We start from the raw sequence: 19,443 nt of genomic DNA on the forward strand, positions 1-19,443 counted from the left end.
CACCCTGCATTTTTTCATTCCTGCGCAAGCGGCAACCCATTGCATTGGCGCGCTGGGTTCCCGCTTTTGAGGCAATGACACTGGAATTTATGGAGACCCTTGAATGACTACGCCCCAGATCAACGCACAGCGCAAGGCAGAATTGCTGTCCAAGACAGTCGAACATATCGACATCAAGAGCTTCGACGCGCGCCCGATTATCGATGCGATGGGCAAGATGAGCTTCACCAGCCGCGATCTGGCGCGGGCGACGGGCATCTACAATCAGATGCTCGAAGATCCGAATTGCTCAATCTTCCTTGTCATAGCGGGTTCGACCTCTGCTGGCGGCTGCATGGATCTCTATGCGGAACTTGTCCGCAACAACATGGTCGACGGGGTGGTTGCGACTGGTGCCACGATCGTAGACATGGATTTCTTCGAGGGGCTTGGCCACAAGCACTATCAGGCGCTGGAAGTGCCTGATGATGACACGCTGCGCTCGCTCTATATCGACCGTATCTACGATACCTATATCGATGAAGAGCAGTTGCAGGATTGCGACTTCACGATCAACCAGATCGCAGAAAGCCTCGAACCCAAAGCCTATTCGAGCCGTGCTTTCATTCGTGAAATGGGCAAGTTCCTCTCGGAAAATGGCAAGAAGGACAACAGCCTGGTCAAGCTCGCCTATGAACATGACGTGCCAATTTTCTGCCCGGCCTTTGTCGATAGCTCCGCTGGCTTCGGCTTGGTTAAACATCAGGTCGACCGCGCAAAGGCTGGCAAGCCCTATATGATGATCGACGCCGTTGCAGATTTCCGGGAGCTCACGGATATCAAGATCAAGGCAGGGACAACCGGCCTCCTGATGATCGGCGGCGGCGTGCCCAAGAACTTCATCCAGGATACCGTCGTCTGCGCTGAAATCCTCGGACATGAGGACGTGGAAGTCCACAAATATGCGGTCCAGATCACAGTCGCGGACGTCCGCGATGGGGCATGTTCGTCCTCCACGCTTCAAGAGGCGGCAAGCTGGGGCAAGGTCAATACCGGCATTGAACAAATGGTCTTCGCAGAAGCTGGCTCAGTGATGCCCCTGCTCGCTTCGGATGCATATCATCGTGGAGCCTGGAAGACCCGCGCCAAGCGCAGGTGGGGCGCAATTTTCGACTAGAAATCGGTCTCTTTTGACAACTCAAATAATCTGAGGCAGCTTCCCCTCCTCCAAAACAATAAGGAGGGGAGCAACTCTTGGAAAACACCATACTCGCACCAGCAGCCGTTCTCGTGCTCTGGTCTCTCATCATGCTTGGCTGGATGGCTCTGACCAGATTCCCGGCCATTGCCAAGTCCGGCATGGATCTGAAATCCTTTCCACCCGGGGGACGAGGCCAGGATCTGGACGCCGTTTTGCCGCCTAGCGTCAACTGGAAATCCCACAACTACACAAACCTGATGGAGCAGCCGACGATATTCTACGCAACCGTGTTTGTTCTGGCGCTCTCTGGCGCAGGTGGCGGCACGAACACAACGCTCGCTTGGGCGTACACCGGCATCCGCATCGTCCACAGCATCTGGCAAGCAACCGTGAACAAGGTGATGCCGGTCCGGTTCGGCCTGTTTTGCCTGTCGACTGGCTGTCTCCTTGTTCTTGCCATCAACGCAGTACGCATCACTCTGGGGGTCTGACACATGAAAAGCGAAATTCTTCAGCCGATCGTAGCACTTGCCGCATGGACGATGGTCATGTGGCTCTGGATGTATGCCACGCGGATACCCGCAATGGGCAAGGTCAAGGAATTGGACACCACCAATATGGTAGGCGGCACCGGCGCCAAACTGGATGGTGTCCTGCCAGAAAAAGTCCAATGGATTGCGCATAACTATAACCATTTGCATGAAGCGCCGACTGTGTTTTACGCTGTTGCGCTCACACTCGCAGTGGCAGGCGCAGGGGATGGCCCGAATGCCCATATTGCCTGGATCTATGTGGCCCTGCGCATCCTCCACAGCCTCATTCAGGCACTCTGGAACCGTGTGATGGTACGTTTCCTTGTCTTCGTGCTTTCAAGCCTGACGTTGATTTGTCTTGTATATCAGGCTGCGACGGCTGTCTGCTCTGGTTAGCGTTTGAAGGTTGCTGCCAGTTCCACATGGGTCGACCAGCGGAACTGGCCAACCGGCTTGATCGTCACCAGTCTGTAACCCGCGTCCATCAGCGATTTGGCGTCGCGTGCGAAGGTCGACGGATTGCATGAAACATAGGCAATGCAGGCGACTCGGGATTTCGCCAGTTGCTCGACCTGCTCCTTGGCTCCTGCCCGAGGCGGATCGAGGATTACGGCGTCGAAGCGATCAAGCTCGTCTGGCGAAAGGGCTCGTCGAAACAGATCGCGATGTTCGCAGGCAATTTGCTTCCCCACCTTTCGTGCAGAGGCCTGTAGGGTGACGAGCGGGTCGCGAGCACCTTCAGCGGCGTAGATAACCCGGTCAACCGACAAGGCAAAAGTGCCTAGCCCGGCAAAAAGGTCCGCAATGGCGGGACGGTCGGCAACGGCGTTACGAACGGCATCCACCAGAACAGCTTCACCCTGCGGGGTTGCTTGAAGAAAAGCCCCTTCCGGGAGCACAACAGGCACAGTCCCGAACGTTATCGTCACAGGTTCCGGTTCCCAGCGCGCCGAAGGCCCAAAGCCTTCATCGATCGAAAGCCGGGCGAGTTTGTGAAGTGCCGCAAAGTCCAACAGCGTTTCGGTCGCCGCCAAGCCGTCGACCTCAATTCCTGTAAGCAAGAGGTCCACACCCTGATCGGCCCATGTCATGCGCACTGTTGCCCGTTTCCGTTCGGGTAGAAGTGTGGCCAGAAGCCGCCGCAATGGAGCAACCAAATCCTCCAGATGCGGATCAAGGACCGCACAGCTGCGCACGTCGGTTATCCTGTGGCTGGACGCTTCGTTGAACCCCAGCAGGACTTGGCGCCCCTTGCGTTCAGCAGTGAGTGCCGCCCGCCTTCGGCTTCGCGGAGGCGAAACATGGGCTTCCTCGAATTGCTCGAACGCAATACCTTGAGCAGAAAGGGCGGACCCGATCCGGTCGCGCAGAAAATCGGCAAAGGCAACATCATCGACATGCTGCAGCTGACATCCGCCACATGTACCGAAGTGTGGACAGGCGGGGGCCGCGCGGTGCGGACCTGGAACAATTGTTCCGTCGTCCTGAACACTATCGCCCGGCGCGGTCGACGCGTAATAGCTGCCGTCGTCCGCAATCCCGTCGCCGCGGGCAGCAAGGCTGATGATCCTTTTTATCGCAATTGCCTCACAGACAGGTAGCAATTGCGGCAGGAATACGAGCCGGGATTTCGTCAGCAATCAATGCCGGGCCAGCAAGCCGTGCCGCTTCTGCGTGGATCCACACGCCAGCCGAGGCCGCATCATAGGGACTTCGCCCGTTTGCCAGAAACGCAGCCACAATGCCTGCCAATACATCGCCCGTTCCTGCAGTCGCCAACCACCCCGGTCCGGCTTGCGCCACTCGAACGTGTCCATCCGGACAGGCAATCACAGTGTCGGAACCCTTGAAGACAACGACAGCGCCAGAGATTTCCGCAGCGGCGCGGGCACGATCGATTTTGCTCCCGCTCAGCTCCCCAAACAGCGCAGCAAACTCTCCAGCATGCGGCGTCATGACGATCGGAGACGGCCGGCGTTTCATTTCAGGAAAATCATCCGGTCTCAACAACATCAGTGCGTCCGCATCAAGCACTATGGGACAAGACTTCTCCAGAATCTGGTCAAGCTGCTTGCGTGCCTCGGGACCACGCCCCAGACCTGGTCCGACAAGCAGTGCCGCGACGCGACGATCCTCAAGGATGGCTTCGCATCGCCGATGGACAACGGCATGCGGCAAAGCCATTCCGTCCATGCCTGAAGCGAGCACATAGCCCGCAATTCGGATTGCCGCCAAAGCGCTCAGGGCGCCAGCGCCAGGCATCTCCCCGCCAATGATGCCGACAAGGCCCCGCCTGTATTTGTGACTTTCCGGACCCGGTTCTTGGATGCGAGGTCGCGTCAGGAGCGAGACTTTGCTCGCAGCAGCAACGCCAATATCCGCGACGTTTACGATACCGCAAAAAGCTGCCGCCGGTTGCAGCACATGCGCAGGCTTGAGTGCGCCAAGCGCAATCGTGAGATGCGCAGGAACTGCGCCGAGATTTACCCCATCGTCGCTGCCGACACCGCTCGGCACGTCGACAGCGACGGTGAATGGTTTGCGCTCCGTCAGCCTGACAAGATTTTGTGCCAATGTATCGCCAAGCGGCCGTGCCAAACCTGTCCCGAACAGCGCATCAACAAGGACAGGGGCTTCTTCAGCCTCTTCCAGTGCTTCAACTGGGCCTTCCCACGCTTCGCGCGCTGCCCTTGATGCTTCAGTGCCGGACAAGCCGAACGCCACAACGCGCACGTCCATGCCATGTTTTGCCAAATATCGCGCAGCGACATAGCCATCGCCACCATTGTTGCCAGGCCCACACAGGATCAATACAGGTCTGCCCCCACCAAAGCGCCACACAGCCTCGGCAACGGCCCGGCCAGCCCGATCCATCAGCGTTTCAACCGTGTCACCTTGCGCCATTGCGCTTCGTTCGGCCGCCAGCATCTCGGCAGCGGTCAGGATCGGAACGGGCGTATCAGATATCCGCATAAACGTGCGTTTCGGCCGCACCGCCGGGATGAGTCACTGCGCCTTTCCAGGCCGGGCCAACATTCTGCGCATAGCGCCAGAGTGCACCGGACTGATAATCATGCTGGCGCGGCCGCCAATTCAGCTTACGCGCTGCAAGGACGTCTGCCGGAACGTTGAGGTCGATCGTGCCTGCCACAGCATCTATGCTGATTTCATCGCCGTCTTCAATCAGGGCAATCGGGCCGCCGTCGGCAGCTTCCGGACCCACATGGCCAATGCAGAAGCCGCGCGTTGCGCCCGAGAAGCGACCGTCTGTGATCAAGGCCACCTTTTCTCCCATGCCCAGCCCATAAAGGGCGGCCGTGGTCGACAACATCTCCCGCATCCCCGGTCCGCCCTTGGGTCCTTCGTATCTGATGACCACAACAGATCCTTCGACAATCTTGCGGGCCTCGACGGCAGCGAATGCATCTTCCTCGCAATCAAAGACCTGCGCAGGACCCGTGAACTGCAGGCGATGCATGCCGGCAACCTTCACGATCGCTCCGTCAGGAGCAAGCGACCCGCGCAGACCGACGACGCCGCCGGTCGGCGATAGTGGTGCGGTTGCCGGGTGGATGACCTTCTGGTCCGGATTCCAGGTGATCTCGTCGATGTTTTCACCAAGCGTCTTGCCCGTAACCGTCAGGCAGTTGCCGTTGAGCAGACCTTCCGAGAGCAGCGACTTCATCAGCATGTATACGCCACCCGCTTCGTACATATCCTTTGCGACATAATTCCCGCCGGGCTTCAGATCAGCCATATAGGGGGTCGTCTTGAAGATCTCGGCCACATCGAACAGGTCAAATTCGATCCCCGCTTCATGGGCCATAGCTGGCAGATGCAGAGCGCCGTTGGTTGATCCGCCTGTTGCAGCAACAACCCGTGCCGCATTCTCGAAAGCCTCTCGGGTGCAGATATCTCGCGGACGGATATTCCGCTCAAGTAGCTCCATGACCTGCACACCGGCCGCATGGGCGATCTGGTCACGCGTGGAATAAGGTGCCGGAGCCATGTTGGAATTCGGCAGGGACAGGCCAATTGCCTCGGCAACGCAGGCCATGGTGTTTGCCGTATATTGACCGCCGCAGGCCCCGTGTCCGGGGCAAGCTACCTTTTCAAGGGCATGAACCTCGGAGATTGGGCACGTACCGGCCGCATATTTGCCGACCACTTCAAAGACATCGACGACGGTCACGTCGCGGTCCTGATAGCGACCCGGAAGGATCGATCCGCCGTAGACAAAGATCGACGGCACGTTCAGGCGGAGCATCGCCATCATCATGCCGGGAAGCGACTTGTCGCAACCGGCAAATCCGATCAGCGCGTCATAGCAATGACCCCGGACGGACAATTCGACCGAATCAGCAATAACTTCGCGGCTGACGAGCGAACTTTTCATACCCTGATGGCCCATGGCGATACCGTCAGTGACCGTGATCGTATTGAACCGGCGCGGCATTCCGCCGCCCATTTCCACGCCGGTCCTCGCCACATCGGCCTGATGGTCGAGGGTGGTGTTGCACGGAGCGGAATCATTTCCGGCACTGGCGATCCCGACAAAGGGTCGCGCAATTTCTTCTTCAGTCAGCCCCATTGCGTAATAATAGCTGCGATGGGGCGCGCGCTCCGGCCCCACCGAGACATGGCGGCTGGGAAGTTTCGCTTTGTCGAACTGACGGGTCATTGGGTTCTCGCTTTCGGCCCTTGCCTATGCCGAAGTGCGGGGTCAGATTGCAAGCGCGCATTCGGGTCCCAGCACCTCAAATTGAGCGCACGCAACTATTCTCTGTTTCGGAATGCTCCGAAATTTTCCCAGGCTGCCATGAACAGCGCAGCTACGACCGGCCCAAGGATAAAACCGTTGAAGCCAAGGATGCTAATGCCGCCAAGCGTCGAAATCAGGACGATATAATCGGGCATCCGGGTATCCTTGCCGACAAGGATTGGCCGCAAAAGATTGTCGACCATACCGATGACGAAAAAGCCGCAGAAAACCAGCACAAGGCCTTGCCAGATTGATCCTGTAATCAGCAGGTAGAGCGCAACCGGGACCCACACCAGTCCTGTGCCAATCGCCGGCAAGAGCGAGAAAAACCCCATGAGAACACCGCCAAGCAAGGGCGCGTGTACGCCGAGAGCCCAAAAGATCAGCCCGCCAATCAGTCCCTGCATGATTGCAACCACGATGCTTCCTTTGATCGTGGCGCGGATAACTGTCGTGAATTTTTCGGCCAACGCGGTCTTGTGGTCGTCGACAAGGGGCAATTTTCTGAGAATTTGGTCCGCGAGATCCTGGCCGTCACGCAGCAGGAAAAAGGACACATAAAGCATGATGCCAATACCAACCACAAACCCCAGCGCGCTTTGGCCGATGTTGACCGCACCTGTCGCAACCGTGCGGATCACATTTGCTATTCCGTCCGAGAAGCGGCGGCTTGCCTGCTCGATATCAGACAGGCCGATGCGTTGAAGTGTCCGGGAGACGCCTCTTGGCAAGCTGTTCTGAACATCAGCAATCATCTTCGCGACGTCGAGTTCCTTCGACTGAATCCGCCCGTACAGCCCAATCAGTTCGTCAAGGAGCGACATGCCGATCAAGATCGCAGGGATGATAATCAGAAGGATGATGATCAAGAGCGTGACAAAGGCCGACAAATTGGGCCAGCGCGGCATAAAATTGGACAAGCGGCGATTGAGTGGTTCAAAGACGATTGCGGCCACCACGGCCCATAGAATCGGACCCAAGTAAGGCGAAACTACCCAACCGAAGGCAATCGTGATGATGACCACGAATGCCAGATAGGTCCGATGTTCAATGCCTTGCATGTTAATCCTCGACGCGGTTTGCACAGCTTTGCACGACAGCAGCAATGACGTCCAGCCAGTGGGCAATCCCTTCAGCATCAGCGATCAGATCTTGCCTCATTTCAAGTCCGAGATAGGCAATTCCGTTGCCCTCTCCGTGCGTGTTCATTGTCGCGTTGAGAATCTTGCCGGAATAGGGAAGCTGATCGCCAACGATCACGCCACAGCCTTCAAGAGCAGGAATTGCAATGCGGGCAGCCCGGTCATCATTGTTGTAAAGTATTCCCACTTCCCAAGGCCGATCTTCTTCAGGCTGCGTGGCAAGCCGTGGCGTGAAACTATGGAGCGAAACCAGAAGGAGCGGCTGCATCCGCAAAATGACACGTGCGATCTCGTCGTGATAGGGCTGCCAGAAGCGGGCGATCCTTGCGACGCGTTCCTGATGGGAAATTGCGTTGCCAGGCAGCGCATGACCGTCGCTTGCCGTTGGAATGATGTGCGGTGCGTCAATTTCCCGATTGAGATCCACAACCAGCCTCGAAACACCGCCGAGAATCCCCGGAATATTGAGCCGTTGGCATAAAGCTGCGGCCATTCCCGCTACCCCGATATCGAGTGCGATGTGTGTATCAAGCAACACCGGGTCTATGCCAAGGTCAATGTCCAAAGGCACATGGTTCGAGGCATGATCGGCAATGAGGAGGATTTTCTGCGCCTCATTCCCGGCAATAAAGGTCCATGCTTCACTCATAATCTGCTGTTGCCCGGCTTCGCTCAGAATGTCACCAATGGTCTAGCATGGAGAGAGTCGCAAATGTTTGAAATTGATCGTCGACAGACTTTGGCAGCCCTGGCTTTCACGGCAGCCAGCCCTGCATTGGCGAGACCGCGAAAATTGCCCCCACCAACGGTGGGTCCCCTTGAAACAATAACCGAAAGTCTTTTGGCGCGTTTTCCGGAATCGGCCGTTTACAACGGCACGCCCGGAGCACTGGATGGTGGCCCGTTGGCACGCACTTTTGATGATTATTCCCCTGCAGGCGAAGCAGCTTCGCGGGCAGCGATTCAGTCAGCGCGTGATCTGCTGGCCAGAATCCGTGTCACGTCCGACAGTGAATTGGGCCGGCACCTTCCGCTCATCAGTGCAATTCTTGAAAACGGAACGCGAAGCGCAGCCATCCCCTATGGCAAGATCAATCCATTCAATTTCTCCGGTCATGTTCCTTATGTGGTTTCCCAACTGACGGGACCCCATGTCGATGGCTTGAACTGGATGATGGAACAGCAGTCCCTCGCAAGCGCCAAGGCCGTTGACGCATGGATTGCCAAACTTGACGCATTTGCAACCGGGATCGACGGTGTCATCGAGAAAATGCGCTCTGACGCAGCTTATGGTTGTGCGCCGCCACAGGCTCTCATCACAAAGACGATCCCTATTCTCGATTCTATCCTGCTCGGAAAACCATCACGCCAACCGATCATCATGGCCTTGAAAACGCGGACTGAAGCTGCCGGTCTATCCTTCCGGATGCGAGATTTGGCCGTGCGCCGCGCTGTCACCATGCTTCAAAGGCAGGTACGCCCTGCGCTGAACAAGCTTCGCTCGGAACTTCTTGGAATGCTCCGCAATGCCAGGACGGATGCCGGCGTCTGGGCCCTGCCGGATGGTCCGACCTTTTATGCGGCCAACGTCCGAACGCTTGGGGACACCGCCCTTTCCCCGGATGAAATCCATCAGATCGGCCTTGATGAAGTGGCCCGGATATCGGCTGACATGAACGCGATGCTTGCAAAACGCGGCATGACGCAGGGAAGCATCGGCGCGCGAATGCTGGCGCTTGCCAAGGACCCGACCAACCAGTTTGCAGACAGCGATGCCGGCCGTGAGGACCTTTTGAACTATGTCCGGTCAAGGGTGAGGGATGCGGAAGCCCGTTATGCCGAACTCCTGCCGACCGAAATGATCCCTCGGCAGGCCCTGCTCGTCAAGAGAGTGCCGATTGCAACCCAGGCCTCAGCCCCAGGCGGCTACTATGATGGACCTTCGCTAGATGGCACACGGCCCGGAACTTACTGGATCAACCTGCGAGACATGGCTGCGGTTGCCAAGCTGCGCCTCCCAACACTCAGTTACCATGAAGGCGTTCCGGGGCATCATACACAGGGCTCGATAGCAGCGGCGCTGGGCGAGGTTCCAACGCTCGTGAAAATTGCGAGCTTCAATGCCTATGCGGAAGGTTGGGCACTCTATGCCGAACGACTCATGGCAGAGCTCGGAGCCTATCAAGACGATCCGCTCGGCGATCTGGGCAGGCTTCAGGACGAGCTGTTCCGCGCGGTGCGTCTGGTTGTAGACACTGGCCTGCATCACAAACGCTGGACTCGAGAGGCAGCTATCGCTTGGATGCTCGACGCCACAGGCGTCGCTAGCAGCCGCGTAACGGCAGAAATCGAACGTTACATGGCCTGGCCGGGTCAGGCTCTGGGTTACAAGCTTGGCCAATTGCGGATCCTGTCGATGCGCGAGCGCATGAAGGAAAAGGCTGGCAAACGCTTTGATATTCGGGATTTTCATGCTGGTGTTTTGGGTGGCGGCGCCATGCCGCTCGACCTCGTGGAAGCGCGGCTTGATTTAGGCTGAAAGTCATCGTCCTTGCGTGTGGATGCCCCCCAAAGAGGGGGCTATCCGGCTCGGCGCAAGTCGAGGATCGAACGCTTCACTTCTTTGCCGTCTTCTTGGTCGGAGCCTTCTTTTTGGGCGCGGCCTTGCCCTTCTTCTTTGTTGGCCCCTTGGCTGCCCGTTCGTCGAGCAACTGAGCCGCTTCCTCGAGCGTCAGTGCGTCTTGGGCGAGGGTTTTGGGCAAAGTTGCATTGGTCGTGCCATCCGTCACGTAAGCGCCGTACCGCCCTTCCATCAACTTGATTTCCAAATCTGTACGCGGGTGCTTGCCAAGCAGTTTCAGGGGTTCTCGCGAACCGCCCCGCGCCCGTCCGCCGCCGTTGGCGGCTTCCGCAAGCTTGACGACGGCTGCATTCATACCTGTTTCGAAGACATCCCGCGTTGATTGTAGCCGGGCATATTTTCCGTCGTGCGCCAGATAGGGCCCATAGCGACCAATGCTGGCTGTAATGGGCTTGCCGGTTTCAGGGTGCTCCCCAAGCAGGCGGGGAAGGGAGAGAAGCTTGACCGCCCAGTCCAGGCCGAACTCTTCTGAAGGAATATCCTTTGGAATGGAGCCGCGTTTGGCCTCCTTGCCGTCACCCATTTCAACATAGGGGCCGAAACGCCCGGATTTGCGCGAAATATCCTGCCCTGTTTCAGGGTGCTGACCAAGGATTTCAGGCCCAGAGTCGGCAGCAGCATCCGCTCCACCGGGCTGCGCGAACTTGCGGGTAAACTTGCACTCGGGGTAGCTGGAACAGGCGACAAAGGCCCCGAACCGCCCTCCCCTCAAGGCAAGCCGTCCATTGCCACACGAAGGGCATAGTCTGGGATCGGCGCCATCCGCCTCCTGCGGAAACAGATAAGGCGAAAGAAATTCATCGAGGGCGGCAGTCACCTCGGATGGCTTTTGTTCCATGACTTCCGCGGTCTTCGGCTTGAAATCAAGCCAGAAGGCTTCAAGAACAGCCTGCCATTCGGCACGTCCACCCGAAATATCGTCAAGTTGTTCCTCAAGCCCGGCAGTGTAGTCAAATCCGACATAGCGCTCGAAAAACCGTTCCAGGAAAGCCGTCAGGAGCCTGCCGCTTTCGTTCGGAATAAAGCGGTTCTTTTCGACCCGCACATAGTCGCGGTCCTTCAGGACCTGCAGAATCGACGCATAGGTGGACGGCCTTCCAATCCCGAGTTCTTCCATTTTCTTGACAAGGCTGGCTTCGGAATAGCGTGGCGGTGGCTGAGTGAAATGCTGCTCTGCCTCGACCGACTTCTTGGCAGGAGCAGTTCCTTCAGCCATGCGTGGCAACCGCTTCGCATCCTCGTCATCACTATCGTCGATGCCCTCTTCGTAGAGCGCAAGATAGCCTGGAAAGAGCACGACCTGACCGGTCGCGCGCAAACCCGTCTGACCTGTCGCATCGGTAAGCTCGACCGTCGTCCTCTCTAGGCGGGCCGATGCCATCTGGCTTGCCAGTGCCCGTTTGAAGATCAGGTCATAAAGGCGGGCATGATCGCCACTTCCGGCGCGATCCTTGCCGAAATCAGTGGGACGGATCGCTTCATGCGCTTCCTGTGCGTTTTTGGCCTTTGTCTGATATTGGCGCGGCTTGTCGGGCACGTAGGAGGCATCATAACGGTTCGCGATGGCGCCGCGCGCCGCGCTGATGGCGGAATGATCCATCTGGACACCGTCGGTGCGCATATAGGTTATTGCACCATCCTCGTAGAGCGCCTGCGCCAGCCGCATTGTATGGCTTGCAGCAAAGCCCAGCTTGCGGGCAGCTTCCTGTTGCAGCGTCGAAGTTGTAAAGGGCGGCGGCGGATTGCGTGTCAGTGGCTTGGTTTCGACGGAGACGACCGAAAACCGGCCAGCCTCGACTGCAGCCTTTGCCTCTGCCGCATCACCGGCATTGCCAATGGTCAGCCGCTCGATCTTTTGGCCCTTGTGTCGCACGAGGCGTGCTACAAAGCTTACGCCATCATGCTCCATATTGGCGACGACGGACCAGTATTCCTGCGCGCGAAACATTTCAATTTCGCGTTCCCGATCGACAACCAGCCTCAACGCGACGGATTGGACGCGCCCTGCAGACTTCGCCCCCGGCAATTTTCGCCACAAGACAGGCGAAAGTGTGAAGCCGACGAGATAATCGAGCGCACGGCGTGCGCGATAGGCATCAATCAGGTCATGATCGAGATCGCGCGGACGTGCCATGGCCTCGGTCACGGCCTGCTTGGTAATCGCATTGAAGGTGACACGCTCGACATGGGCGGGAAGCAGCTTCTTCTTCGCCAGCACCTCGTGCACATGCCAACTGATTGCCTCGCCTTCACGATCAGGGTCAGTGGCGAGGATCAGCGTGTCTGCACCCTTGGCTTCATCTGCAATGGCCTTGAGTTGCTTTGCCTTGTCCGGATAGGTGTCCCAAACCATTGCAAAGCCGTCGTCCGGATTGACCGAACCGTCCTTTGGCGGAAGATCGCGAACATGGCCGAAGGACGCAAGTACCCGGTGCCCCGGTCCCAGGTATTTTTCGATGGTCTTTGCCTTGGCCGGCGACTCAACAACAACAAGCTTCATCGGTCTGTAATCTTCCCCTCACGTGTACGCGCGAGGGTGGAGTGCCGCCCAACGCCGTGTCAAGCACATGAAACCCGCCCTCCCGCATGGCGTTCAAGCCGCCCCGCAATTTCAAGTTCAAGCAGGATGAGTTGCACTGCGGCCGGATGCATCGCAGCTTGGCGAATGATTTCATCTACGGAAACGGGCGTCAGGCTCAACAAGTCCCAGACGGCTTGGCGTTCTTCATCGGTTGGCTCCGAATTCTCGGGTTCCGCCTGAAAAGGAGGTTGTGCTGACTTCATGCGATTGCCGTAAATGGGTCGGATCATTTCCAACACGTCTGATGCAGACTGGATCAGGGTTGCTCCCTCCCGGATCAGCAGATTGCAGCCCTGAGCACGTGGATCGAGGGGGGAACCCGGGACAGCCATCACTTCGCGTCCACACTCGTTAGCCAGCCTCGCCGTAATCAGCGAGCCGGATTTTGGGGCAGCTTCGACAACCACTGTTCCCTGCGACATGCCTGCAATAATGCGGTTACGAGACGGAAAATGCCGCGCGAGGGGCTCACGCCCCGGAGGCTGTTCTGCAATCAGGATGCCTTGAGCGGCGATCTTCTCCTGCAACTCAGCATTTTCAGGCGGGTAGGCAATATCAATGCCGCTCGCGATGACACCGACTGTTGCACCAGTAGCAAGAGCGCCCCGATGGGCAGACGTGTCGATACCACGGGCGAGACCGGAGACGACGGCAACCCCTGCATCCGCAAGATCCTGAGCCAACCTGCTAGCAAAGCGCATCGCTGCAGCTGACGCATTTCGCGCACCGACAATGGCGACCGCCGGCTGTTCAAGAATGGCCAGATCGCCCCGGACAATAAGTGCAGGTGGCGCGGAATCGATTTCTGCAAGTAGCGGCGGGTAAAGCCCTTGGCCAAGAAACAGGTATCTAGCACCCAGCCTCTCAACCGTTTCAACCTCGCCTACAATGGTTGACATATCGGCAAGCCGCGGGGCCTTTCCACCACCTCTTGAGGCCAATTCCGGAAGCGCAGCAAGTGCAGCACCTGGAGACCCGAATCGGCGGATCAACTGGAAATAGGTGACAGGGCCAATATTGGCCGATCGGATAAGCCGCAGCCGATCCAGCAAGTCCTGCCCTGTGCCGGTCATTTTTTTGAACGGCCGACCTTTGGTTCAGTGCCCTCGATCAAGCGGCCAATATTGTCGCTGTGCTTCCAGATCACGATCAAGGCTAGCACCAGCAGGGCGTATCCAAGGCCCGGTCGCCCGATCATTGATGCCACTATTGGTGCTGAGATCGCAGCCGACATGCCGCCGACGGAGGAGATTCGAGTTGCCGCCAAGGCTGCGAGCCACACCAGCGCGAAGACAAGACCTATACCCCAGTTCAACGCAAGCGTCACGCCAAGCATTGTCGCAACGCCTTTCCCGCCCCTAAACTTCAGCCAGACAGGATAGACATGGCCAAGAAATGCCGCACACCCCGCCACAACCGCATAATCGGGCCCAAAGCGATGGCCGATCATGACCGCCGCCGCACCTTTTACCATATCCAGAAGCAGTGTCGCCGCAGCCAGTCCCTTGCGACCTGTCCGCAGGACATTGGTTGCGCCGATATTGCCAGAGCCGATCGTCCGCAAATCGCCCGCACCCGTCACCCGCGTCAGGATAAGGCCGAACGGGATGGAACCAAGCAAATAGCCCAGAATTATCGGAAGTGCCGCAACAGTCCAAACAATGTCCGCCATTCCCGCGCCTTCCGCCTTGCAACCGTGATCCTTTAGTTAGACGAAGTTTGCGCGCGATGGAATGTGCCAATCTTCCTCGGTGTTCAGTGAACAAATACGCCTTGATTGCAGTCATTCGTCCGCTATGCGCAGCCCATGGCTGATGACCGCCCGATCCTGCTGTTTGATTCCGGCGTGGGCGGATTGTCGGTTCTTGGCCATGTGCGTAAGGCGCTCCCCAGTGCTGCCTTTGTCTATGCTGCAGACAATGCCGGTTATCCCTATGGGACAAAATCGGAAGCCGAGATCGCATCGCGAGTCCCTGCCCTGCTTGGTCGATTGGCGGAACGCTTTGGGCCGCGAATTATCGTCATCGCGTGCAATACCGCCTCGACAATCGCGCTCAGCCATGTGCGCGCTGCGCTTGACTTGCCCGTGGTCGGGACGGTCCCGGCAATCAAACCGGCAGCCATAGCCAGCAAAACCCGAGTCATCGGTGTGCTTGGCACCGAAGCCACTGTTCGCCAACCCTATGTCGACCGCCTGTCGGCAGAGTTTGCCAGCGACTGCCGGGTCATACGCTTCGGTTCGGCCGAACTCGTCGATCTCGCGGAAGCGAAATTGCGGGGCAAGGTGCCTGATCCGGGAAAGATGCGTGCGATCTTGGCAGGGCTCTATAGCCAGCCAGATGGGAATCGTATCGACCAGCTTGTCCTTGCCTGCACACACTTTCCGCTTTTGGCGGATGAAATTGCGGTAGCCGGCCCGCCAGGGGTCACACTCGTCGATAGCGGAGAGGGGATAGCACGCCGCACGGCGTTCCTGACTCAGGGTCAGGATTGGCCATCAATGCCCAAGGGCACAGCAGTATTTACCAGCGACACGCCAGACATCGCCGATCTTCGCCCGGCATTGGCCACCTTTGGCTTGGGCGCAGTCCAGATTCTATAGGAGACACCTTATGCCGCTCGACAGTCAGCAGCTCCTCGAACGCTTCAACGCGAAGATGACGCCCACTGGCATTCTGTTCGGAACGAAAGTCCTCGAGGTGGATCAGCCCGCTGGTCGGGTCCGCATGTCATTTCAGATTGATGAGCGATTCTGCAACCCGCGCGGGACTGTTCAGGGTGGCATCGTCGGTGCGCTGCTTGATGACGCGTCAGCTTTTGCCGGAATCGTCGCACTGGGTGAGCCCGGCTTCATTGCATCGATGGAGATCAAGACGAGCTTCCTTTCAGCCGCCATGCCAGGCACGCTCTATGCGGAAGGCCGCTGCCTGAAGATGGGTCGATCTTCCTGTTTTCTTGAAGCCGACCTGACAGACTCCGAGGGATTACTTATTGCAAAGCTCTCCAGTTCCGCCATTCCCATCCGGTCAGACAAGAAACCGAAACTTGTCGATACAAGGAGTTAGTTGCGAATCGTTCGCGCTGGAATTTACCAAATTGAAACTCTAAAGGGCCGACACCGGATCGCGCTCGACGGAGCGAAGGAAGAAGCTTTGGACTACAGCAAGATATTCAATTCCGCGATTGACCGCCTTCACGAAGAGGGCCGTTACCGGGTTTTCATTGACATCCTGCGCAACAAGGGAGCCTTTCCCAACGCGCGCTGCTTTGCTGGCCACAACGGACCAAAGCCGATCACGGTTTGGTGTTCGAACGACTATCTTGCCATGGGCCAGCACCCCAAAGTGATCGCGGCCATGGAAGAGGCTCTGTATGACGTCGGGGCAGGCTCTGGCGGTACGCGGAACATCGGCGGCAATACGCACTATCATGTTGATCTTGAAGCGGAGCTTGCCGATCTGCATCAAAAGGAAGCAGCTCTACTCTTCACCTCAGGCTATATCTCCAATGAAGCCACCTTGGCGACACTGGGCAAGATTTTGCCTGGCTGTGTCATTTTCTCGGATGAGTTGAACCACGCGTCAATGATTGCGGGCATTCGCAATTCGGGATGCGAGAAGCGCGTATGGCGGCACAACGACCTTGCGCACCTGGAAGAATTGTTGGCAGCGGAAGATTCGGACGCCCCCAAGCTGATTGCGTTTGAAAGTGTCTATTCGATGGATGGTGATGTAGCGCCGATCCACGCCATTTGCGATCTTGCCGACAAGTACAACGCGCTGACCTATTGCGATGAAGTTCATGCGGTCGGCATGTATGGACCTCGCGGCGGCGGCATCACCGATCGTGATGCTGCGGCGCCAAGGCTGACGATCATCGAAGGCACATTAGGCAAGGCGTTCGGCGTAATGGGCGGATACATCGCGGCCGATCAGGTGATTGTCGATGTCATTCGATCCTACGCGCCGGGCTTTATCTTCACGACGAGCCTCTCGCCCGTCCTTGTCGCAGGTGTTCTGGCAAGTGTCCGCCACCTGAAGTCATCGAGCGAAGAGCGTGATGCGCAACAGCACGCCGCAGCCTATCTGAAGCAGAGTTTTGCTGATGCCGGCCTGCCGGTGATGAATTCGACAACTCATATCGTCCCGCTGATGGTGGGAGATCCGGTCAGAGCCAAACGGATTTCGGACATCCTTCTTGCCGAATATGGCGTCTATGTGCAGCCGATTAACTATCCAACTGTCCCCAGGGGCACGGAGCGCCTCCGCTTCACGCCCGGTCCGGCACACACTCGGGAAATGATGGACGAACTCACTAAAGCCCTCACCGAAATCTGGGACAGATTGGAATTACGCAAAGCCGCGTAACCAATAAGGTCATACCCGCGAAGCACGTTACGCCATGCGCTTCCTTATCGTCCTCGCTCATCATGAACCGACTAGCTTTAATGGCGCCATGACACGCGAGGCAGAACACTGTCTCAAAGATGCTGGGCATGATGTGCTTGTGTCCGACCTGTATGCCATGAATTTTAATCCCGTTTCGGACCGCAGTAACTTCATGGATGCCGCTGATACGTCCCGGCTCGATCAACAAGCCGAGGAAAAATACGCGGCTCTGCACGACAGCTTTGCGCCCGCATTGCAGGCTGAAATGGACAAGCTCGCTTGGTGCGATGTGCTAATTCTGCAATTCCCGATCTGGTGGCTTGGCCCGCCAGCCATCCTCAAAGGCTGGTTAGACCGCGTTTTCGCTGTCGGTCGTGCTTACGGCGGTGGCCGCTGGTTCGACCGAGGCCGGATGTCAGGCAAGCGCGCGATGCTCTCAGTAACAATGGGAGGCCCAAACGGGGCATACACCGAAGAAGGCATCTACGGCGCTTCGGCCATGTCTATCCTTCATCCAATCAATCATGGCACGCTTGGATTTGTGGGCTTTTCAGTGATCGAACCATTCATTGTCTATGGCCCAGGGAGAATGGACGATGTTGCCCGAAGCAAGGCTTTGGCTGACTTCCGCGCCCGCCTGCTTTGTCTCGAAAACGCCCAGATACTGCCAATGCCACGTTCGGAAGACTATCATAATTTCGTGCCTTGGCGGCACGCGTTATAGACTTTCGACATAAATCTGTTTTTTGATTGGGCTGCATCCGATCGGCGCCTCCGGTGCATATTCAATATGACAGCAGCCGGTCGCGCGTTTGAGTTTGACCGGTTGCTGGCCACACTGGGGAGCAACCCTCGGGCGCTGACGGCAAAAGGCGTATAGCTGAAGCTGTTATTCCAATTGCTCCCCCAAATTGGGCCGACAGTGCGCGCTGAAATGCTTACCAGTGCGGGTTTGCCCAATTCGCGGGAACGGCCTCGCGCGAATGGGCGTAGACCGTGAAGACCTGTCGCAAGGCGGGTGAGCGAGCGAAGGCCGGAAAGCCCCTTACTTTCCGGCCTTTGTCTCTCCTGACGCGCTCAATCAGGTCCATTCGCGCTAACCGGTCTCAACATTGACCAAAAATGCGGTCCACCATCTGGAACGTCCCATTCCTCGACAATCTCGAAACCAAGCCTGAGATAAAGCGGCACATTCTGTGGCGTCGCTGTTTCCAGATACGCCGGAAGCCCTTCGCCTGCAGCGCGCTTGAGGCCTTCGCGAATAATGGAGCCACCCCAGCCCTTGCCTTGAAAGTCTGGGCGAACGCCGACAAAATGGAGATACCAGAATGGGAAGCCTTTCGGATGATGGGCGTCCAGCGCATTGCTGATGGCGATGCCCTTTCCAATAGCTGAGCCGAAAACCTGCAGCATTGGAACCGCGCTCCTGACCAGTTCCCAAAGACCAGTATCCGCCCTTCCGGGAGCACGCCAAAGCGAACATGTTTCGTATCGTGTGGATTTCAGAATCATGCCGTTGGGAAAGTCAGAATTGAACAGGATTTCGAACAGCCGCGGCAAGCGCGCCTTGCGCCGCTCGGGATCGGGCATGATCCAGGACAAGGCGGGGTCATCCTGAAATGCCAGGGCTAACGTCTGCACCACGTCCGACTGATCAGACCGGATCGCGGCCTCGAAGGTCGGCTGCTCGTTCATCTTGGCCAAAGCACCGACTGCGTGCAGCGAAAAAGGGCCAGTCGCTTGCCCGACTCTTGCGAAACTACCTCCGCATCCCAGACTTGGGTTGTTCGCCCCCGATGCACTGGAGTCGCCGTAGTAACGATCTTCCCAGAGAGGGCAGTCGCAAAAAAATTGGTCTTGAGTTCAATTGTCGTAAAACCGGTCGCCCCTTCAGGCAAGTTAAGAACCGTTCCATAACCGCACGCAGTGTCCGCAAGCGCGATGACTGAAGCGGCGTGCAGAAAGCCGTTGGGCGCGTGATGCGAGGGGGCAACGTCAAACGCCAACACCATTTTGTCAGGATTGGCCTCGAGGACTTTGATGCCAAGTAAATCCGGCAAAGACCCCGCCTGCCGGGCCATGAATTGTTCAGCGCTAATCATGCCCGATGGATGCCAGCCGAAGGCCACAATGGCAATGGTTCGCACAATCGCTTGTGGAATTGCCCGAGACGATCCCCTAGAGAAAGTGCACTCGATTCACCGGCTCATAAAAGG

Annotated in this window: 18 protein-coding genes; 8 read left to right on the plus strand and 10 right to left on the minus strand. The window is 57.6% G+C overall.

Going from position 1 to position 19,443, the window contains the following annotated elements; genetic code table 11:
- Positions 1-103 precede the first annotated feature (103 nt).
- The 3 genes from K0O24_RS14270 to K0O24_RS14280 all read left to right on the plus strand — a co-directional run bounded on the left by K0O24_RS14270 (position 104) and on the right by K0O24_RS14280 (position 2,109).
- Positions 104-1,156, plus strand: a complete 1,053-nt coding sequence (locus K0O24_RS14270; RefSeq protein ID WP_219893367.1) for a 1,9-bis(guanidino)-5-aza-nonane synthase — start codon at positions 104-106, stop codon at positions 1,154-1,156.
- A 77-nt stretch (positions 1,157-1,233) separates the two neighbouring features.
- The gene (locus K0O24_RS14275; protein ID WP_219893368.1) at positions 1,234-1,671 is read left to right on the plus strand and encodes an MAPEG family protein; all 438 of its coding nucleotides are present in this window, start codon (positions 1,234-1,236) and stop codon (positions 1,669-1,671) included.
- 3 nt (positions 1,672-1,674) lie between these two features.
- Positions 1,675-2,109 (plus strand): MAPEG family protein, encoded by a 435-nt coding sequence (locus K0O24_RS14280; RefSeq protein WP_219893369.1) that lies wholly within the window; start codon positions 1,675-1,677, stop codon positions 2,107-2,109.
- Here K0O24_RS14280 and K0O24_RS14285 read toward each other — a convergent pair.
- From K0O24_RS14285 to K0O24_RS14305, 5 genes are all read right to left on the minus strand, one after another.
- Positions 2,106-3,296, minus strand: a complete 1,191-nt coding sequence (locus tag K0O24_RS14285; protein ID WP_219895662.1) for a class I SAM-dependent RNA methyltransferase — start codon at positions 3,294-3,296, stop codon at positions 2,106-2,108. The genes K0O24_RS14280 and K0O24_RS14285 overlap by 4 nt on opposite strands.
- Positions 3,297-3,300: 4 nt before the next feature.
- Entirely contained in the window at positions 3,301-4,686 is a 1,386-nt protein-coding gene (locus tag K0O24_RS14290) for an NAD(P)H-hydrate dehydratase (protein WP_219893370.1), read from the minus strand.
- Positions 4,673-6,394, minus strand: coding sequence for a dihydroxy-acid dehydratase (ilvD, locus tag K0O24_RS14295; RefSeq protein WP_219893371.1), 1,722 nt, complete (start codon positions 6,392-6,394; stop codon positions 4,673-4,675). The genes K0O24_RS14290 and ilvD overlap by 14 nt, the downstream gene beginning before the upstream one ends.
- A 95-nt stretch (positions 6,395-6,489) precedes the next feature.
- Complete coding sequence (locus K0O24_RS14300; RefSeq protein WP_219893372.1) at positions 6,490-7,536, minus strand: AI-2E family transporter; 1,047 nt, start codon at positions 7,534-7,536, stop codon at positions 6,490-6,492.
- Position 7,537: 1 nt separating this feature from the next.
- A complete protein-coding gene (locus K0O24_RS14305; protein WP_219893373.1) occupies positions 7,538-8,266 on the minus strand; it encodes an N-formylglutamate amidohydrolase in 729 nt (242 codons plus the stop codon).
- Between the two features lie 63 nt (positions 8,267-8,329).
- Between K0O24_RS14305 and K0O24_RS14310 the strand changes: the two genes are divergently transcribed.
- Positions 8,330-10,156 (plus strand): DUF885 domain-containing protein, encoded by a 1,827-nt coding sequence (locus K0O24_RS14310; protein WP_219893374.1) that lies wholly within the window; start codon positions 8,330-8,332, stop codon positions 10,154-10,156.
- A gap of 76 nt (positions 10,157-10,232) precedes the next feature.
- On the opposite strand, the gene topA is transcribed toward K0O24_RS14310, so the two are convergent.
- From topA to plsY, 3 genes are read right to left on the minus strand one after another with little or no spacing between them, the layout of a single operon-like run.
- On the minus strand, positions 10,233-12,758 hold the full coding sequence (gene topA, locus K0O24_RS14315; protein ID WP_219893375.1) for a type I DNA topoisomerase: 2,526 nt from the start codon (positions 12,756-12,758) through the stop codon (positions 10,233-10,235).
- A 59-nt stretch (positions 12,759-12,817) separates the two neighbouring features.
- The gene (gene dprA, locus K0O24_RS14320) at positions 12,818-13,912 is read right to left on the minus strand and encodes a DNA-processing protein DprA (protein ID WP_219893376.1); all 1,095 of its coding nucleotides are present in this window, start codon (positions 13,910-13,912) and stop codon (positions 12,818-12,820) included.
- Positions 13,909-14,511 carry a glycerol-3-phosphate 1-O-acyltransferase PlsY gene (plsY, locus tag K0O24_RS14325; protein WP_219893377.1) on the minus strand — a complete coding sequence of 201 codons (603 nt, stop codon included), beginning with the start codon at positions 14,509-14,511 and terminating at the stop codon, positions 13,909-13,911. Before plsY ends, dprA begins: the two co-directional genes overlap by 4 nt.
- Positions 14,512-14,646: 135 nt before the next feature.
- On the opposite strand from plsY, the gene murI reads away from it, so the two are divergent.
- The 4 genes from murI (at position 14,647) to K0O24_RS14345 (ending at position 17,951) form a co-directional block, all read left to right on the plus strand.
- On the plus strand, positions 14,647-15,441 hold the full coding sequence (gene murI, locus K0O24_RS14330) for a glutamate racemase (protein ID WP_219893378.1): 795 nt from the start codon (positions 14,647-14,649) through the stop codon (positions 15,439-15,441).
- Between the two features lie 10 nt (positions 15,442-15,451).
- Positions 15,452-15,904 (plus strand): PaaI family thioesterase, encoded by a 453-nt coding sequence (locus K0O24_RS14335; RefSeq protein WP_219893379.1) that lies wholly within the window; start codon positions 15,452-15,454, stop codon positions 15,902-15,904.
- Between the two features lie 87 nt (positions 15,905-15,991).
- Positions 15,992-17,206: a 5-aminolevulinate synthase gene (gene hemA / locus K0O24_RS14340; RefSeq protein WP_219895663.1), complete on the plus strand. Its 1,215-nt coding sequence runs from the start codon at positions 15,992-15,994 to the stop codon at positions 17,204-17,206.
- Between the two features lie 34 nt (positions 17,207-17,240).
- Positions 17,241-17,951: an NAD(P)H-dependent oxidoreductase gene (locus K0O24_RS14345; protein ID WP_219893380.1), complete on the plus strand. Its 711-nt coding sequence runs from the start codon at positions 17,241-17,243 to the stop codon at positions 17,949-17,951.
- 353 nt (positions 17,952-18,304) lie between these two features.
- Here K0O24_RS14345 and K0O24_RS14350 read toward each other — a convergent pair whose 3' ends face one another.
- Together K0O24_RS14350 and K0O24_RS14355 are read right to left on the minus strand one after the other, a co-directional pair.
- Entirely contained in the window at positions 18,305-18,922 is a 618-nt protein-coding gene (locus K0O24_RS14350; protein WP_219895664.1) for a GNAT family N-acetyltransferase, read from the minus strand.
- Positions 18,919-19,329: a PaaI family thioesterase gene (locus tag K0O24_RS14355; RefSeq protein WP_219893381.1), complete on the minus strand. Its 411-nt coding sequence runs from the start codon at positions 19,327-19,329 to the stop codon at positions 18,919-18,921. Before K0O24_RS14355 ends, K0O24_RS14350 begins: the two co-directional genes overlap by 4 nt.
- Positions 19,330-19,443: the final 114 nt, after the last annotated feature.

Source organism: Aquisediminimonas profunda (assembly GCF_019443285.1).
Taxonomy (GTDB): domain Bacteria; phylum Pseudomonadota; class Alphaproteobacteria; order Sphingomonadales; family Sphingomonadaceae; genus Aquisediminimonas; species Aquisediminimonas profunda.

Bases quoted from the DNA above. Each gene is read 5' to 3' on its own strand.
- K0O24_RS14270 (WP_219893367.1), top strand. From the start codon at position 104: ATGACTACGCCCCAGATCAACGCACAGCGCAAGGCAGAATTGCTGTCC.
- K0O24_RS14280 (WP_219893369.1), top strand. From the start codon at position 1,675: ATGAAAAGCGAAATTCTTCAGCCGATCGTAGCACTTGCCGCATGGACG.
- K0O24_RS14290 (WP_219893370.1), bottom strand. From the start codon at position 4,686: ATGCGGATATCTGATACGCCCGTTCCGATCCTGACCGCTGCCGAGATG.
- ilvD (WP_219893371.1), bottom strand. From the start codon at position 6,394: ATGACCCGTCAGTTCGACAAAGCGAAACTTCCCAGCCGCCATGTCTCG.
- K0O24_RS14300 (WP_219893372.1), bottom strand. From the start codon at position 7,536: ATGCAAGGCATTGAACATCGGACCTATCTGGCATTCGTGGTCATCATC.
- K0O24_RS14305 (WP_219893373.1), bottom strand. From the start codon at position 8,266: ATGAGTGAAGCATGGACCTTTATTGCCGGGAATGAGGCGCAGAAAATC.
- K0O24_RS14310 (WP_219893374.1), top strand. From the start codon at position 8,330: ATGTTTGAAATTGATCGTCGACAGACTTTGGCAGCCCTGGCTTTCACG.
- topA (WP_219893375.1), bottom strand. From the start codon at position 12,758: ATGAAGCTTGTTGTTGTTGAGTCGCCGGCCAAGGCAAAGACCATCGAA.
- dprA (WP_219893376.1), bottom strand. From the start codon at position 13,912: ATGACCGGCACAGGGCAGGACTTGCTGGATCGGCTGCGGCTTATCCGA.
- plsY (WP_219893377.1), bottom strand. From the start codon at position 14,511: ATGGCGGACATTGTTTGGACTGTTGCGGCACTTCCGATAATTCTGGGC.
- murI (WP_219893378.1), top strand. From the start codon at position 14,647: ATGGCTGATGACCGCCCGATCCTGCTGTTTGATTCCGGCGTGGGCGGA.
- K0O24_RS14335 (WP_219893379.1), top strand. From the start codon at position 15,452: ATGCCGCTCGACAGTCAGCAGCTCCTCGAACGCTTCAACGCGAAGATG.
- K0O24_RS14345 (WP_219893380.1), top strand. From the start codon at position 17,241: ATGCGCTTCCTTATCGTCCTCGCTCATCATGAACCGACTAGCTTTAAT.
- K0O24_RS14350 (WP_219895664.1), bottom strand. From the start codon at position 18,922: ATGAACGAGCAGCCGACCTTCGAGGCCGCGATCCGGTCTGATCAGTCG.
- K0O24_RS14355 (WP_219893381.1), bottom strand. From the start codon at position 19,329: ATGATTAGCGCTGAACAATTCATGGCCCGGCAGGCGGGGTCTTTGCCG.